The sequence below is a fragment of the Clostridium drakei genome (genome assembly GCF_000633595.2).
GTDB lineage: Bacteria > Bacillota > Clostridia > Clostridiales > Clostridiaceae > Clostridium_AM > Clostridium_AM drakei.
In genome coordinates this window covers 90,003-106,549 of record NZ_JIBU02000012.1, presented here as the reverse complement: position 1 = coordinate 106,549, position 16,547 = coordinate 90,003, and the positions used below count along the sequence as shown (strand labels likewise).

Below are 16,547 nucleotides of genomic sequence, written 5' to 3'. Positions count from 1 at the left end.
ACACCAGTACGATATATAGAAACTATATTTGACTTTTAAAATTATTGGTAATATTCAACGGAGAAGTTTAATCCTTTGTGCTTACACAAACGTCATGTATTAGGTATGTTTATCATTTTAGCGACATCATTTACAACGATGTATTTATGCGCATACACTTGAAGTTACTAGTTTAAATTTTAACTTTTATGTAGTGATATATGATAAGTGTGTCATCACATTAGCTAAATTGTTTTAATATTATTCTTAGCTCGAAGTTTTTAAAAGTCTTAGAACTTTAGTCCTGTCTGAGGGAACCGAGTTTGACAAAGTTCTTAGACTTTTAAAAACTTCGAGCTTTAGAATAATTAAAACATTTAGCCGTGATGACACACTTATCATATATCATGAAGTAAAAGTTAAAATTTAAACTTCCACTGTACTCTTGTATCGCATTATGCTTATTTTGTAAAGATCATACTTTAAAATTTTAAATATGTGTTTCCATCCAATGGTATTACAACTTGCAGTTTAGGTTCCCTATTTACTAAACCTACTGCATAAATAGTGTAAAATTTATCTGGACCAAATCTAGTATTAGGTAAAAGTAACACTTTTTGATCCGTATTTGCAACTCTTAGTTGAAGATTATAATTTCCAGGAGCAATTTCCTTATATTCAGTAATTCCACCATATGAAACATTTTTGAAAATTATATCTCCATTATATAATGTAAGATCTACAGCAGGTGCTCCTGGAGAAAAATGGACAAACCTAATCTTAGCTCTTCCAGGTCTTAAAGGTTCTATAGTATCCTCTACAGCTCTTAATTCTAAATTAGGTATTAAACCTGTTGCAGCTAATGTAAATATTTTACCTTGAGGAATAACTATACTTCTGTCCAGCAAAGGATTGATTTGAGTACCTCTTCTAAAAATTCTAATTCTGTATCTTCCTAATGGTAATCTTATATAGTCTGTAAACCCTTTAAATCTAAGATTCGTTGCAATAATATCATTATTTGCATAAACATCTATTGGTGATACATCTGGTGCAGCATGAAAAACTCTAATATATGAATATCCTGGCCCTTGTCTAAAATAGCTATTATAGTAAGGACAAAATAGCATCTAAATCACCTTTCAATATTACTATACTATACCATTATATGTTATTATAATTTTTTTGTTATTAAAGATATCTACTTTACCGTTACTCTTATAACTTCTTCTATAGATGCAAGATGTTTAATAATTTCCGATTTTCTTATATGTCTTGGTATTAATATGGTATATAAACTCTTCATACATCCATCTTCGCATCCATCTACTTCTTCAATTAAAAACTCAATGTTTTTTATTTTTATATTTTTCCCCTCAAAATATCCATTAACCATTTGTACCATTCCTTGTTTATCCATATATTCTATTTCCAATTTTACCAAATTACTTTTATCAATAAATTTTGCTTCAAATTTTTTTAAGCTAACAAGTGCAATGACTACAGCAACAGTTGATAAAATACTTAACACATAATAACCTAATCCAACTGCAAGCCCGATACATGCAACTACCCATAGGCTAGCAGCTGTAGTAAGCCCCTTAACAGAACCTTTCTCATGTAATATTGTACCAGCACCTAAGAAACCTACACCACTTACCACTTGTGCTCCTATTCTACCTATATCTGCCTTTAAAGCACTGCTTAATTGTGGATTTTGCCCTATCATTTCAACAGTCTTTTGAACATCGTATAGTTGTATCATAGATATCACACAAGCACCTATACATACAAGTATATGTGTCCTAAATCCTGCTGGTCTATTTTGATATTCCCTTTCATATCCTATTAATCCTCCAATAATTATAGCCAATAGCAGTCTAACTGCAACTTCATAAACTCTCATTTAATCTACTCCCTAATTTATTTGTAAATTTTTATCTTATTATAACAAACTTTAAGTTAATAATAAATTATTATTGTTTATTTAATGAATTAATAGTATTAATTACAACCTCAAAAAAATTGCGAAGCAGAGCTTCGCAATTTACTTTTATGAAATCAAAACTTTTTCTAATCAGGAATTACAACACGTTCAGGTTTACCAATAATGAATATATAAGAAAAAGCTCCTAAAATACCCATGGCAGATACGAAAACCAATGCAGAAGAATAAGATCCCGTTCTAGCAACTAGAAATCCAACTATAGCTGGAGATAGAGTTCCTCCCAAATTAGTTATAAAATTATAAGTACTGCCACACAATCCTACTAAATTTTTTGGCATTATTTCAGATAGTAGTGCCCAAGAAATAGCTGATGCCATTCCTTGCCCAAAAAATGCTATTGACATAAATGTAATTATAGTATTAACCTCATTGGAATAATTAGCTCCTATAATTACAGAAGACAATAATAATCCAGTAATAACAGGAAGTTTTCTTGATATACTCATTCCTAAATTCTTAGAAACCATCCAATCTGACCATCTTCCAGATATAAGAACTCCAGCAATTGCTGCAAAGTAAGGTAATGCTCCATAAATTCCAACTTTTAGTATAGGCATATGTTTTTCACTTACAAGGTATGATGGAAACCAAGTCATGAAGAAAAATAGTATTGAAGCAATGGAAAAACCACCTATATACATACCCCATAATTGACGGTTTGAAAATAGATACTTTAAATCTTTCAAAGTAATTTTTCTTTTCTCTGCTACAGTATCTGAAAGTCCTCCACCATCTTTAATAAGATCAAGTTCTTCTTTATTAATACCTTTTGTTTTAGCAGGATCACTGTAACAAGTAAACCAAACAATAGCAAACAAAAGTCCCAATGCCCCTGTAACTATAAATACAGCTCTCCATCCAAAATTTATCAAAATCCATGTTATTATAGGAGTACAAAGTGCAAGTCCAATATATTCAGCACCAGTATAAGCTCCTATTGCAAGTCCACGCTCCTTAGATGGAAACCATGTAGTAACAATACGTCCATTGGCAGGGAAAGCAGGTGCTTCAAAAAATCCAAGTCCAATTCTAGAAGCAATTATACTTGCAACATTATACGTAATCGCCATAGCACCAGTAAATATTGACCATCCACAAAGTGCAATTCCATATATTAATTTAGTTCCAAAACGATCAAGCAAAAATCCACAAGGAATTTGCATACAAGTATATGACCAACCTAATGCTGAAAATATCAATCCCATTTGAGCAGGATTTAAATTAAGATCTTTTGATAAAAATGGTGCAGCAACAGAAAGATTAGCTCTATCCAAATAATTTATAAATGTTATTGTACATACTAAAAATAGTATAAACCATCTTTTCTTAGTTGGTTTGTTTTGTAAATTGTTCATATTACTTTGTTTCATCAATATTCCTCCAATTCCAATTAAAGTTGCTTAAATTTGTTTATTATATATATTTAATTGTATTTTTTGAAATTTTCAGATAATTATTTTTATAATTTCCTAATATATTGTATTATATAAATGATTTTTTTCATATACTTAAAATTGATTTGCACTATACTACTTTAATATGCACTATTCTATAAATTCCTTTTTTATTAACTCATTAAATGTTTTATTTTTATAATTGGGTTGAATTTTAAAATCCAACCCATGTGTAACTTATTAATTACATAATATAATTCAATTTCTAGTATTCACATAGCTTATTCACTATACACATATAAATCTTAATTAATATTTAATATCTAGCACCTTTTTCATATGTTCTATAGGCATATCTTTTCCTGTAAACAATTTAAATGCAGCTGCTCCCTGAAATAACATCATTCCTAACCCATTCATTGTTTTACATCCAACCTCTTTTGCCATTTTTAACAATGCTGTTTCTCTTGGTGAATAAACAACATCTACTACAATTAAATCTGATCTTAAAAAACTTGGGTCAGGAATATAAGTTTGTCCTTCTAAAGGTTTCATTCCCATACCAGTTGCATTTGTGAATATATAACTATCCTTAATTTCTTCCTTCAATTTATCAAGATCTGCTAAATCATATAAAATTGCTTTACAATTTGTTTTTTCATTGATATCCTTTACTGTCTTTTCAGCACGAGCATAAAATTCATCCTTACGATTGAAAATTGATATTTCCTTTACTCCATCTAAAGCTGCTTGTATTTCTATTGCTGTAGCTGCTCCACCTGCTCCTACAATGGTCATTTTTTTACCAATGATATTAATACCAGCATCTTTTAATGCTTCCATGTATCCAATACCATCTGTAATATGTCCAGTTAAGACACCATTATCATTTACAATTGTATTAACTGCACCACAAAGTTCTGCTGCTTCTGATACCTTGTCAAGGTACTTGTGTACTACTGTTTTATTAGGCATTGATACGTTTGATCCACGTACTTTCATTGCTCTGAAGCCTTTTATAGTATCTTCTAACTCTTCATTACCTACTTCAAATGCAAGATAAGCATAGTCCAATCCTAATTTTGCAAATGCTTCATTGTGCATTGCTGGTGAGCTTGAATGCCTAATTGGGTATGCTATTAATCCTATAAGTTCTGTATGTCCTGTAATTCTTTCTGCCATAATAATTCTCTCCTTTAACCTTAAAATTTTTATATATTATTATAATCAACCTCTAAATTAATATAATTTTTAGTAATCGTTATCTTAAAGTACGTAAATAACTATTTTATGTAATTTTTAAAGAAATAATTTTACAAAAAGTATTTGTTTTCATCATTATTCACCACTTAATATATAGTTATTTTTTTAACATTTTGTGTCTATATTATACTATTTATATTTTAACAATTCTAATACATATTTTTATCATTATTAATAGCTTTTTTCTATGTATTGTAATCCCCTGTATAATTATTACTTATTCTGGTATAAAAAATTATATTATGTAAAAAGATGATTTCTAATCAACTTAAAAATCATCTTTTCATTATGTATCACTCCTTATATAATAGTTTTTAATATTTATTTAGCTAAAGGAATTTCAGGAATTTCTCCATATGATCTACCTTGAACTCCCATGATGTACTTGTCCATAAATTTAAGAACTTTATACATATTTTCATTAGTCCTAAAAGCATCATCACCATGAATAGCTCCTTCTAATATATCAATATGCACATTCTCATCTCCACAAAACTTTATATACTTGTTGAAAAAATCAATTGCTTGTAGATATGGTACTACTTTATCAGATGTCCCCTGTTGAATTAGCATTGGAGGCATATTTGCATTCATTTGGTAAATTGGAGATGCATCAGCATATTTGTCTTCATTTCCTTTCATGCTGCATCCCATTAGACGATCTAAAACACCATCATCTTCACCTTTATAGGTTTCTCCCACTTTAACAAGTTGTTTTTTATGATTTTCTATATTAATAAAGTCAAAAATTCCATACCATGCAGCTACAGCTTGTACATCACTAGAATATTCTGAATTCCCCATTGACAAATCTTCATATTCAGAACGTCCATTTGTAGTTGCCATAACTCCAGCAAGGTGTCCTCCTGACGAATTTCCTATAACTCCAATTTTATCTGTTTTTATATTATATTTAGCTGAGTTTGCTCTTAAAAACCTTACAGCTGCCTTGCAATCATATATTTGTGCTGGCCATTTTGCATCACCGCTTAATCTGTAATTGATAGTTGCAACAGCGTACCCTTTAAAAGCCAACTGGATACTTGATCTTGTATGTACATTTCTCTTATCTCCAAAGAACCATGCACCTCCATGAATATTAATAACTACTGGAAATGGGCCTTCACCTTCATTTGGAATAATTATATCCATCTTTTGATGTTTACTTTCATTAGCATATGAAATATCCAAATAAGTTTTTTTGAAAACCTTTTCTACTTCAAGCATTAAAAGTGCTTCATTTGATACTTCCCTACCAATTGCGTCATTTCTATCCATAACAACTTCCTCCTAAATAATAATATTTTACATATAATAAAAAGTAAATATCATAAATCCATAATTACAATTAGTAATTAGAATTTATCAATAACTATTAAAGATTTTAAGAAACTTCTCCCTACTTAGAAGCAGAAGTATTTGCTATCATATTTTTTGGTAATAATAATGTAGATAAACCACCAATTATAAGCATAGCTGTTAAAAAGAACATTCCAGCTTTTGATGAACCAGTTAATGTAATAAAATACCCCACTGCATATGGACCAACAAATGATCCTAATCCCATAGCAACAGCCATCATACCTCTTGCTGGACCATCAAGTTCCTTTACTAACACAAGAGATGGTATTGAGTAATAGCTTGGCATATGTCCTTGTACAAATATACTAACAAGACATAATAATGCAATTTCAGCTACTGGAGTTAATGTACCTCCTGCAAAGTTTGCTATTAACAAAGATACTGCAAACATAACAAGCGGTAAACCTGTAGTCAACCTTCTATTCTTTACCTTGGTTGCAATGTAAGTCCATGCCCAAAGACCAATTACTGTAAAAATATTTGGTATTATAGATATAAATCCTACATTTAAAATATTAGTTTTGGTAATAGCTTTAATCATTGTAGGCATCCAAATAGTATAACCAAATTGACCTATATTTACAGTAAAACCCACAATACATAAACTCCATACATATTTGTTACGTAATAAAAGTCCTAAAGGTAATTTTTCACTTTTTACTTCAACATTTCCTGCTACTTTTTTAGCTTCTTCACGTTCTTGTTGTATAGTTGTTTCTATATACTCTCTTTCTTCTTTGCTTAACCATTTTGCTTGTTCTGGTCTATCAAAAATAAAAAAATGCCATAGAGCACAACCTACTAAACTTAATAAGCCAAGTATTATAAATAAACTTCTCCATCCATAAAATTGTATAAGAGTTCCTCCAATAGGTCCCATAGAAACTGCTGCTATTGAAATTGCTGTAAAATAAGTTGAATTTGCTCTGTTTCTTTCTCCATCTTTATCTGGAAACCAGAATGTGAATATAGTAGTAATTGCAGGAGAAAATGCACCTTCAAAAAATCCAATAACAAATCTAACTGCTACTAATTGCCAACCGGTTTGAACGAATCCAGTAAGTATAGTAAATATACTCCATCCAGCAATGCAAATTGAAACAAACTTTTTAACTTTTCCCTTTTGAGCTAGCTGTCCAGCTGGTACAGAAAGAAACAATACACCAATAGAAAAAACTCCTGCCACTAAACCTGCCATTGTAGAATTTAAAGCAAGCCCATTTTGAAGTCCTCCTGGCAGTGCTATACTTATAATCTGTCTATCTATAAAATAGAAAAAAGTTGTAATAAAACATACTGGCAAAATATATATCCATCTTGCTCCAGGTATTTTTTTTGTTGAAGTTTCCATAACATACTCCCCCTTACTGAATAATTTGTAATATAGTTCATATTTCTTAATAATTTAGAAATTAACATACAACCTATACTAATAACCATCATACTCACTTTTTGTCAAAACATTTTACACATAGATAAAATACTTGTCATGAATATGATGGTGTTTTATAGATAAAATAAGTAAAATCAATTCCAATCAAGTAATTTGAAAATATCAATTATTCTTTGTCTCATAGTTTAGCAATTATTGATACATTAATCAGAAATTACAATACGTTCAGGTTTTCCAATTATAAATATATAAGATATAGCACCTATAATACCCATAATTGATATAAAGACTAATGCTGAAGAATATGAACCAGTTCTAGCAATCAGATATCCAACTATAAGAGGTGATAACGCTCCTCCCATATTAGTTATAAAATTATAAGTAGCTCCGCATAAACCAACTAAATTCTTTGGCATTATTTCAGAAAGCAATGCCCAGGAAACAGTTGATGCCATACCTTGTCCAAAGAAACCAATACACATAAAAATTATAACTAACGTGATATTATTTGTATAATTACCACCTATAATCATAGCAGATAGTAATAAACCAATAATAACAGGCATTTTACGAGATATACTCATACTAAGTCCTCTTGAAAGCATCCAATCAGACCATCTTCCAGCTACAAATACACCAGCAATAGCTGCAAAATATGGTATTGCGCCATATATACCAAATTTTAATATAGCCATATGTTTTTCATTTACAAGATAAGATGGAAACCATGTCATAAAAAAGAACAGTATTGAGGCAATTGAAAATCCACCTATATACATGCCCCACAATTGTCTATTACTAAAAAGATACTTTAATTCTCTTAAGCTAATCTTTCTCTTCTCTTTTATAGTGTCGGAAAGTCCTCCTCCATTTTTAATGAGATCAAGCTCTGCCTTATTAACACCTTTTGCAGAAGCAGGATCATGATAAAAAGCAATCCAACCTATAAAACATAGTACTCCAAGTACACCAGTAGTAATAAAAATTGATCTCCAGCCAAATGTTACTAAAAGCCAAGTAAGAATTGGAGTGCAAAGTGCAAGTCCTACATATTCCGAGCCAGTATAAGCCCCAATTGCCAAACCACGTTCATGAGATGGAAACCAAGTAGTAACAATACGGTTATTTGCCGGAAAAGCTGGTGCTTCAAAAAAGCCAAGACCAATACGACAAGCTATCAAACTACTTACGCCAGAAGCAAATGCCATAACTCCTGTAACTAAGGACCAACCTAAAAGAGCAATTCCATATACTAATCTAGGTCCAAATGTGTCAAGAAACCACCCACATGGAATTTGCATACAAGTATATGCCCAACTCATAGCTGAGAATATCAATCCCATTACAGCAGGATTTAGTGCAAATTCCTTTGATATTGCTGTTGACGCTACCGATAAATTCGCCCTATCAAGATAATTTACAAATGTTATTATGCACACTAATAACAATATAAACCATCTCTTGCCAGTTGCTTTTCTTTCTTCTTTCTCCATAATTACTTCTCTCATTTTTCCCCTCCTGTATAAATTTTCATAATTTATGTTTTCAATAATTTAAAAGTTAACATGAAATATGTAATAATATATTATTTTATGTACGTTTTTTGCTAATTTTTTTCAACATCTAAGCAAAATCTTTGTTATATGTATAATTGATTGGGTTAATTTTAACTTTCACAATTCAAAATTTAAAATTTTCAAAAAATTATTTTTCAAGAAATAGATGTAACTTAATTGCAAATATCATAATATCTGCAATTAAGTTTTATTTAATATGTTCTATTCTATTGTTCTAATATATTTTTATTGTTCTACTGCATGTTTTGCATATTGTCTGTTTACATATAAAGCTAGTATTACACCAATAATAGTAATTACTGCATTAAATAAAACTACATATTTTGGTCCATCTGTACCACCAGATCTTGTTATAGCACCAGCAGCATTTAAAATAACATAGTTTGCTACACTAGATGAAATCATAACTATGGAAGTAATCTTACCTTTATTTGCTGGGAACATTGAGTTTGCTGTAGATACAGCTAACTGAAGCACTCCACCTGCTGCTGTAAATCCAATTACAAATCCACCTATTAAACAAATCGTTGGTGTCTGTACAAAGTATATGATCAAAAGCATTATTGTTGAAAGCAAAGGATAAAGAACAAGTACTTTAACTGGTTTAAGGAATTTCTTTACTAAAGCTGCTGTTAAAAGTACTGCTACCATTGATCCCATTGCATAATATGATTGAATTTGAGCTGGCTTAGCAAGCCCATATAATTTTCCTAATTCTTGATTACAGTTTAACCATAATTGGAATGTAGATGTACATGTAAAACCAATAAGAATAACTGCAATGCTAGTTGGTGTAAATTTCATCTTTTCTTCCTTAGGTTTATCACTCTTAGCACCAGTGTTCATTGGAGGGAAAGGCATAAATGCAATTAAGATGCCATCTATAGCAAGTAAAATACCTGTCACAATGAAAATAGTTTTATAAGTCATGTGGTTTGCTGAAACGATACCTATCATAAATGGAAGTAAAAATTGAGATATAGATATAGAGAATTTAGTAAACATGTTAGCAACATCACCAGAATTTACAAAGATCTCTAAACATGATGGAGTAACGCATGTATCTAAAAATGAGTTAGCAGCACCACCAATTAGTGCAAATATATAAGCAACATACATATTTGGTGCTAATATAAGACCAAAGAAATAACACACATAAAGTACTATACCAATTAGTCCTGAAACTCTTCTTCCAAACTTATCTGAAATAGGTCCTGAAAAAGGATATCCAATAAGACGACCTAGTCCAAGTGCAGCGATAACAGCAAGCACTATACTTACATCAATATTACCATTAGCTAAAACATGTCCTCCCCAAGCAGTAGCAAAATCCTTTTTATATTGTCCTAAAATTGATACCCCAATACCATGTACAAAATAGGTGAAATATAATGCTAAGGCCGTTGGATAATATTTTTTATTATTCATTTTTTTCTCCTCTCATTCTTCATCTAAAAGTTTTATTGATAAAAATTATATTTTTATATATTAAAATTCCGTCTGCAATTTGTTATTAATTTGTTAATTTTTATATACTTTTTTTGTTAATTTATTAACTTTTCTGTTTTAATAATTAGGTTGGATTTATAAATCCAACCTAATTGGATACTAAATGTTAGCCATTACTTAAAGTATAATTCCTTAACTTCTTTTGCTGGCATTTCTAATCCAGTATATAACTTAAAGGCTTCTGCTCCTTGCCATAATAACATTCCTGTCCCATCTACTGTCTTACATCCAGCAGCTTCAGCAGCTTTTAAAAACTTTGTTTGTTTTGGATTATATACTGTATCTGATACAACTAAATCTTTTCTAAAAACTGAATTATCTTTTATTGGAGATTCATCTTCATGAGGGTGCATTCCTACTCTTGTTGCATTTACTAAAATATTAGAAGATGCAATTTTTTCTCTAAGCTTTTGTCTATCTTCTAAGTCGTATAACTCTACAACGCATTGTGGTACTTCTTGCTTTAATTTTTCAATAGTTTCTTCAGCTCTTTTATAGAAATCATCCTTTATATTAAATATGGAAATTTCCTTAGCTCCATCTAAAGCACATTGTACTTGAATAGCCGTTGCAGCACCACCTGCACCAATAATAGTTATATTTTTACCTTTTACCTCTACTCCATTTTCATTTAAGCTGCGTACAAATCCAACACCATCTGTAATATTTCCAGTTAATTTACCATTGTTATTGACAATAGTATTTACTGCTCCTACTATACGAGCAGCTGGAGATAGCTCATCCATATATTTAACTACTTCACTCTTACATGGCATTGTGACATTTGACCCTTTAATATTCAAAGTCTTAATAGCTGCAATAGCATCAGGAACTTTTTCTAAAGAAATGTCAAAGGCTAAATATGCAGAATCTATTCCTGTCTTTTGAAAGCTGTAATTGTACATAGCAGGAGATCCTGAATGTCCCACTGGTGTACCTATTAAACTATATAAAGCTGTTGTTCCTGAAATTCTTTTTTCCATAATGTAAGCCCCCTAAAATTGTTATAGTGCTATAGCATTATATTTGTAATGCTGCATCTAGTGCTTCTTTTGTTGCATCTAATGCTCTACGTGCTCTTGTTGCATCTCCAACAACATAAGTTTCTTTTACAACTTTTTTAACATCTTCACTTAATGGATCATAGTTACGTGATCCCATAGCAAGAACTACTGAATCAAAACCATGAGCACTTTGTCCTACTCCGTCTGCAAGTGTATAGTCTACGCCATCTTCAAAGAATTTTGCAACTTTTGCTCCTGTAATAGTTTTAATTTTATATTCATCAAAATCTTTCATTAAATATTTACGGTGTTCTGATATTACATCAGCTCCTACTTCATCACGAAGTTCTACAACAGTAACATCATGTCCAAGTTCTCCTAAGAAAGCAGCTGTTTCACATCCAACCATACCGCCTCCTACAACAAGAACTTTTTTTCCACAAACTTCTTTTCCATCAAGAAGATCAACTGCATGGATCAATCCAGACTCATTGATTCCTGGTATAGGAAGTACAAGTGGTGTTGCTCCTGTAGCTAAAATTACTGCATCAGGTTTTTCTTGTGATACTATTTCAGGAGTTACCTTTGTATTCATATGGATTTTCACACCATATTTGTTACACTTATTGATATAACTACGTACCATATTTGTAATGTCGCCTTTTCCTGGAGGATAAGCTGCTAAACGCATTTGTCCACCAAGTGTATCAGTTGCTTCAAACAATGCTACATCATGGCCTCTCTTAGCACATACCCATGCCGCAAGCATACCACCAACTCCGCCTCCAACAACTACTACTTTTTTACTAGTATCTGCTTGTTTTAACTCATTTTCTCTTCCAAGTAGTGGATTAACAAGGCAAGTAATTGGCTTTCCTTGATACATGTTGCAAACACATCCTTGTAAACAAGCAATACATGGAGTTAATTCATCCAAGCATCCAGCTGCAGCCTTATTAGGTGTTTCTGGATCAGCTAAGCTTTGACGTCCAAAGGCTACTAAATCACATCTTCCTTCACGAACTAATATTTCTGCATAATGTGGTTCTGTAAAACGTCCTACAACAATAACAGGAATATTTACTGCTCTTTTTATTTCTGTAACTAATTCAGCATTGAAGCCTCCATGTATAACTGTAGGTGCCCACATATATTCATCTTTAAGATGTACAGCACGTGAAACGTGAAGTCCATCAATACCACACTCTTCTAAATAAGCAGCAATTACTGCACTATCGTGAACATCTAATCCACCTGCAACTTCATCACTAGAATTTATACGGCATATAATAGCTATAGAATGTCCAACTTTTTTTCGAATATTTTCAATAACTAAACGAGGAAGTCTCATTCTATTTTCAAAGCATCCTCCAAATTCATCTACACGTTTGTTTGTTCTTGGAGATAGGAAACTACTAATTAGATATCCATGTGCACAGTGTACTTCTACTGCATCAGCTCCAGCTTTCTTCGCACGTACTGCTGCATCACCATATGCTTCAATTAATTCATAAATCTCTTCAGTAGTCATTGCTTCAGGTATATTACGACCTAATGCTGATGGTATTGCTGACGCAGATTTTAATGGATATCCAGCAACTTTTGCATTACCCTCAGGCCCTGCATGTTGAAGCTGAATAGATATTTTAGCACCATTTTCATGACAAGCGTCAATAACACGTTTAAAGCTTTCTACTGTACTATCATCAAATAAGCAAGGTTTTCTAGGACCTCCCTTAGCTTCTTTATGCACAACTGTAGCTTCAAAAGTTATTAATCCAAAACCACCTTGAGCACGTTTACTATAATAGGCCAATGATTTATCACTCATAGTTCCATCTGTATTTGCAAAATTGTTTCCCATAGGTGAAACAACAAAACGATTTGGAACTGTCATTGGACCAATTTTTATTGGAGCAAACATGGATTTAAACATCATAAAAAATCTCATCCTTTCATTTTTTGAAATCCATTAAAATTTATAATATATTACTATTTTGCATTTGGAGAAACTTCTGGCCAAGCTTTATCTAATACTTTTATAGTATTGTCATATGTGTGCTTAGCTGCTTCAGCAACACCTTTTTCTAAAATAGCATCACTTATTACTTCAACACCAATACATGCAGGTTTTATACCTTTTTCTTTAATCATCTGAACAAAACCTTCTGTTACATTAATTCCAGTGCCTGGTGCAAGTCTATCATGCATTGATTCATCTCTTAATATAGATTTTGCATAAGGTCTTTCATAAACATCATTGATCTGGATGGATACAATTTTATCAGCTGGTATACCTTCTAATAATTTAATATCATTTTCCTGATTTGCTCTTGCCCAATGCCATGTATCTAATATAAGCTTAGCATTGTCGCAGCCAGAAGCTTTAACTACTGCCCAACCTTTTTTAATATCTTGAACACCACTGTATGGCATAGGTTCTAAACCAATAACATACTTACCAGCTCTTTGACATAATTCTTTTAACTTTTGTGCAGTATGTTCAACACTATAATCTTCCATTAATCCAATATTTATGTGGTTAACACCAAATAATTCACACATATGGAAACACATTTGTTCTTTATATTTTTCTTCATAAGAACGATTATCTTCAGCCCAAAGTGTAATATATTCAACTTCAGTAACCTTCATATCATATTTTTTAAGAATATCAAGTATATCAGCATCAAATAAACCTTCATTTAATGCATCTACATATGTTTCAGCACGAAGACCTATTCCTTCATAACCTGCTTCTTTTGCTGCTTTAACTCTTTCTTCAAATTTACATTGATCTCCTAATGTCCATGAACTAACTGTAATTGGTGGGCATTGATTTTTCATGATATTATCCCCTTTCAAATGAAAAATTGTTATTAATTTAGCTTAGTTTTTAACTTATGTATGAGATATTTAATAAATTAATCAAGTCATTTTCTACCGGTAGTTTCCTATTAAAATAGGCCTAATTTCAATTAAGTAATCGATTTAATTGAAATTTATAAACTCATTATATTATATAAGTTTTCATAAAACAAATTGATAATTTCCTATCAATTAATAGATTTTATGTATAGTTTGTGTTATAATTGTGCCAATCATATTTTGAAAGTGAGGCATGAAATTGAATTTATATCATTTACGCTATTTCGTAACTCTAGCACACTTAGAACATTATACAAGAGCTGCTGAGAAATTAATGATTACTCAGCCAAGTTTAAGTCATGCAATATCCTTATTAGAAAATGAACTAGGCATCTCTTTGTTTGAAAAAGACGGTAGAAACATTGTGCTTACCAAATATGGAAAAGTATTTTTAAATAATGTAGAAAAATCCTTAGAAATTCTTGATTCTAGTGTTAAAACTTTAAAACTTATTGGCAGTGGTGAAGGTAAAATTCAGCTAGCCTTTCTTCGCACATTAGGAACGGATTTCGTACCAGATATTACTCGAAAGTTTTTAGAAACCCATAGTGAAAAATCAATAGAATTTAATTTCAACACTATAGCAACTTCTGTTGATATTATCCAAGGTCTCAAGGAGAGAAAATATGACATTGCTTTCTGCTCCAAAATCGGTAAAGAACAAGGTATTGAATTTATACCAGTTGCTAACCAAGAGCTAGTACTAATTGTTCCTACTGACCATCCACTTGCAGATAAAAACTCAATAGATTTAATTGATACAATCCCGTACCCTCAAATCTTTTTTACAAGCAAAAGTGGACTTAGACCTATAGTTGATGATTTGTTTACACAAATCGGTAAAGAACCCAAAATTGTTTATGAAGTTGAAGAAGATCAAGTAATTGCTGGACTTGTTGCTAAAAATTTTGGCATTGCAGTTTGTCCTAACATGCCTATTTTGAATTCTATGAATTTGAAAGTAATTAAAATTTCAAGTCCAAATTTTGAAAGACTATTTTATTTAGCAATGTTGAAAGATGCTTACCTTGCACCAATTGTTCATGAATTTAAAAATTTTGTTATAGAAAATACTGAAATATAAAGTTTAGTTGTATTATGTGTATACAAAATCCTATTAATTCAACTTTTAGAGGACAATTACTCTTTGTCCTCTAAAAAGTTGTGTCTCAATGTGCTCATATTAAATCTAAGTTTTATATATAGCAAAATTGAATTAATTAATATTTAATGTTTAATACTTTTTTCATGTGTTCTATAGGCATTTCTTTTCCAGTCCATAGCTTGAAAGCTGCTGCTCCTTGGAATAGCATCATTCCAAAACCATTCATTGTTTTACAACCTACTTCTTTTGCCATTTTTAACAATGCTGTTTCTGCAGGTGCATAAACTGTATCTGTTACAATTAAATCTGGTCTTAAGAAGCTTGGATCTGGAATATAAGTTTGACCTTCTAAAGGTTTCATTCCAACACCAGTTGCATTAGCAAATAAATAGCTGTCTGCAATTTCTTCTTTTAATTTTGCAAGATCATCTAAATCATATAAAGTTGCTTTACAGTTAGTTTTTTCATTAATATCTTTTACTGTCTTCTTTCCTCTTTCGAAGAATTCATCCTTACGGTTAAATATTGATATTTCCTTCACTCCATCTAAAGCTGCTTGTATTTCTATTGCTGTAGCTGCTCCACCTGCTCCTGCTATTGTTATTTTCTTACCAACAACATCAATTCCAGCATCTTTTAATGATTGCATATAACCAATACCATCTGTGATGTGTCCAGTTAAAACACCATTGTCATTTACAATTGTATTAACTGCACCGCAAAGTTCTGCTGCTTCTGATAACTTGTCAAGATACTTATGTACCACTGTTTTATTTGGCATTGATACATTTGATCCACGAACTTTCATTGCTCTGAAGCCTTTTATAGTATCCTCTAATTGTTCATTACCTACTTCAAATGCAAGATAAGCATAATCCAAACCTAATTTTGCAAATGCTTCATTGTGCATTGCTGGTGAACTTGAATGTCTAATTGGATATGCTATTAATCCTATAAGTTCTGTGTGTCCTGTAATTCTTTCTGCCATAATAATCGTCTCCTTTATATCTAATTTATATTTTTAT

At 31.3% G+C, this 16,547-nt stretch carries 13 protein-coding genes; 1 reads left to right on the top strand and 12 read right to left on the bottom strand.

What is annotated here, in order from left to right:
- Window positions 1-461 precede the first annotated feature (461 nt).
- From EG57_RS0206195 to EG57_RS0206145, 11 genes are all read right to left on the bottom strand, one after another.
- Window positions 462-1,109 (bottom strand): DUF4397 domain-containing protein, encoded by a 648-nt coding sequence (locus EG57_RS0206195; protein WP_032076396.1) that lies wholly within the window; start codon window positions 1,107-1,109, stop codon window positions 462-464.
- Window positions 1,110-1,180: 71 nt separating this feature from the next.
- Window positions 1,181-1,885, bottom strand: coding sequence for an MgtC/SapB family protein (locus EG57_RS0206190; RefSeq protein ID WP_029159281.1), 705 nt, complete (start codon window positions 1,883-1,885; stop codon window positions 1,181-1,183).
- Window positions 1,886-2,052: 167 nt separating this feature from the next.
- The gene (locus EG57_RS0206185; protein ID WP_032076395.1) at window positions 2,053-3,357 is read right to left on the bottom strand and encodes an MFS transporter; all 1,305 of its coding nucleotides are present in this window, start codon (window positions 3,355-3,357) and stop codon (window positions 2,053-2,055) included.
- Between the two features lie 333 nt (window positions 3,358-3,690).
- On the bottom strand, window positions 3,691-4,563 hold the full coding sequence (locus EG57_RS0206180; RefSeq protein ID WP_032076394.1) for a shikimate dehydrogenase: 873 nt from the start codon (window positions 4,561-4,563) through the stop codon (window positions 3,691-3,693).
- Between the two features lie 402 nt (window positions 4,564-4,965).
- Window positions 4,966-5,922, bottom strand: coding sequence for an alpha/beta hydrolase (locus EG57_RS0206175; RefSeq protein WP_032076393.1), 957 nt, complete (start codon window positions 5,920-5,922; stop codon window positions 4,966-4,968).
- Window positions 5,923-6,043: 121 nt separating this feature from the next.
- The gene (locus EG57_RS0206170; RefSeq protein WP_032076392.1) at window positions 6,044-7,357 is read right to left on the bottom strand and encodes an MFS transporter; all 1,314 of its coding nucleotides are present in this window, start codon (window positions 7,355-7,357) and stop codon (window positions 6,044-6,046) included.
- Between the two features lie 245 nt (window positions 7,358-7,602).
- A complete protein-coding gene (locus EG57_RS0206165; RefSeq protein ID WP_029159276.1) occupies window positions 7,603-8,907 on the bottom strand; it encodes an MFS transporter in 1,305 nt (434 codons plus the stop codon).
- 294 nt (window positions 8,908-9,201) lie between these two features.
- Complete coding sequence (locus EG57_RS0206160; protein ID WP_032076391.1) at window positions 9,202-10,404, bottom strand: MFS transporter; 1,203 nt, start codon at window positions 10,402-10,404, stop codon at window positions 9,202-9,204.
- Between the two features lie 194 nt (window positions 10,405-10,598).
- Entirely contained in the window at window positions 10,599-11,468 is an 870-nt protein-coding gene (locus EG57_RS0206155; RefSeq protein ID WP_032076390.1) for a shikimate dehydrogenase, read from the bottom strand.
- Between the two features lie 37 nt (window positions 11,469-11,505).
- Window positions 11,506-13,428, bottom strand: a complete 1,923-nt coding sequence (locus tag EG57_RS0206150; protein ID WP_032076389.1) for an oxidoreductase — start codon at window positions 13,426-13,428, stop codon at window positions 11,506-11,508.
- A gap of 53 nt (window positions 13,429-13,481) precedes the next feature.
- Complete coding sequence (locus EG57_RS0206145) at window positions 13,482-14,336, bottom strand: sugar phosphate isomerase/epimerase family protein (protein WP_029159272.1); 855 nt, start codon at window positions 14,334-14,336, stop codon at window positions 13,482-13,484.
- A gap of 280 nt (window positions 14,337-14,616) precedes the next feature.
- Here EG57_RS0206145 and EG57_RS0206140 point away from each other — a divergent pair, with 280 nt between their 5' ends.
- The gene (locus EG57_RS0206140) at window positions 14,617-15,501 is read left to right on the top strand and encodes a LysR family transcriptional regulator (RefSeq protein ID WP_032076388.1); all 885 of its coding nucleotides are present in this window, start codon (window positions 14,617-14,619) and stop codon (window positions 15,499-15,501) included.
- Between the two features lie 136 nt (window positions 15,502-15,637).
- Here EG57_RS0206140 and EG57_RS0206135 read toward each other — a convergent pair whose 3' ends face one another.
- Window positions 15,638-16,510: a shikimate dehydrogenase gene (locus EG57_RS0206135; RefSeq protein WP_032076387.1), complete on the bottom strand. Its 873-nt coding sequence runs from the start codon at window positions 16,508-16,510 to the stop codon at window positions 15,638-15,640.
- Window positions 16,511-16,547: the final 37 nt, after the last annotated feature.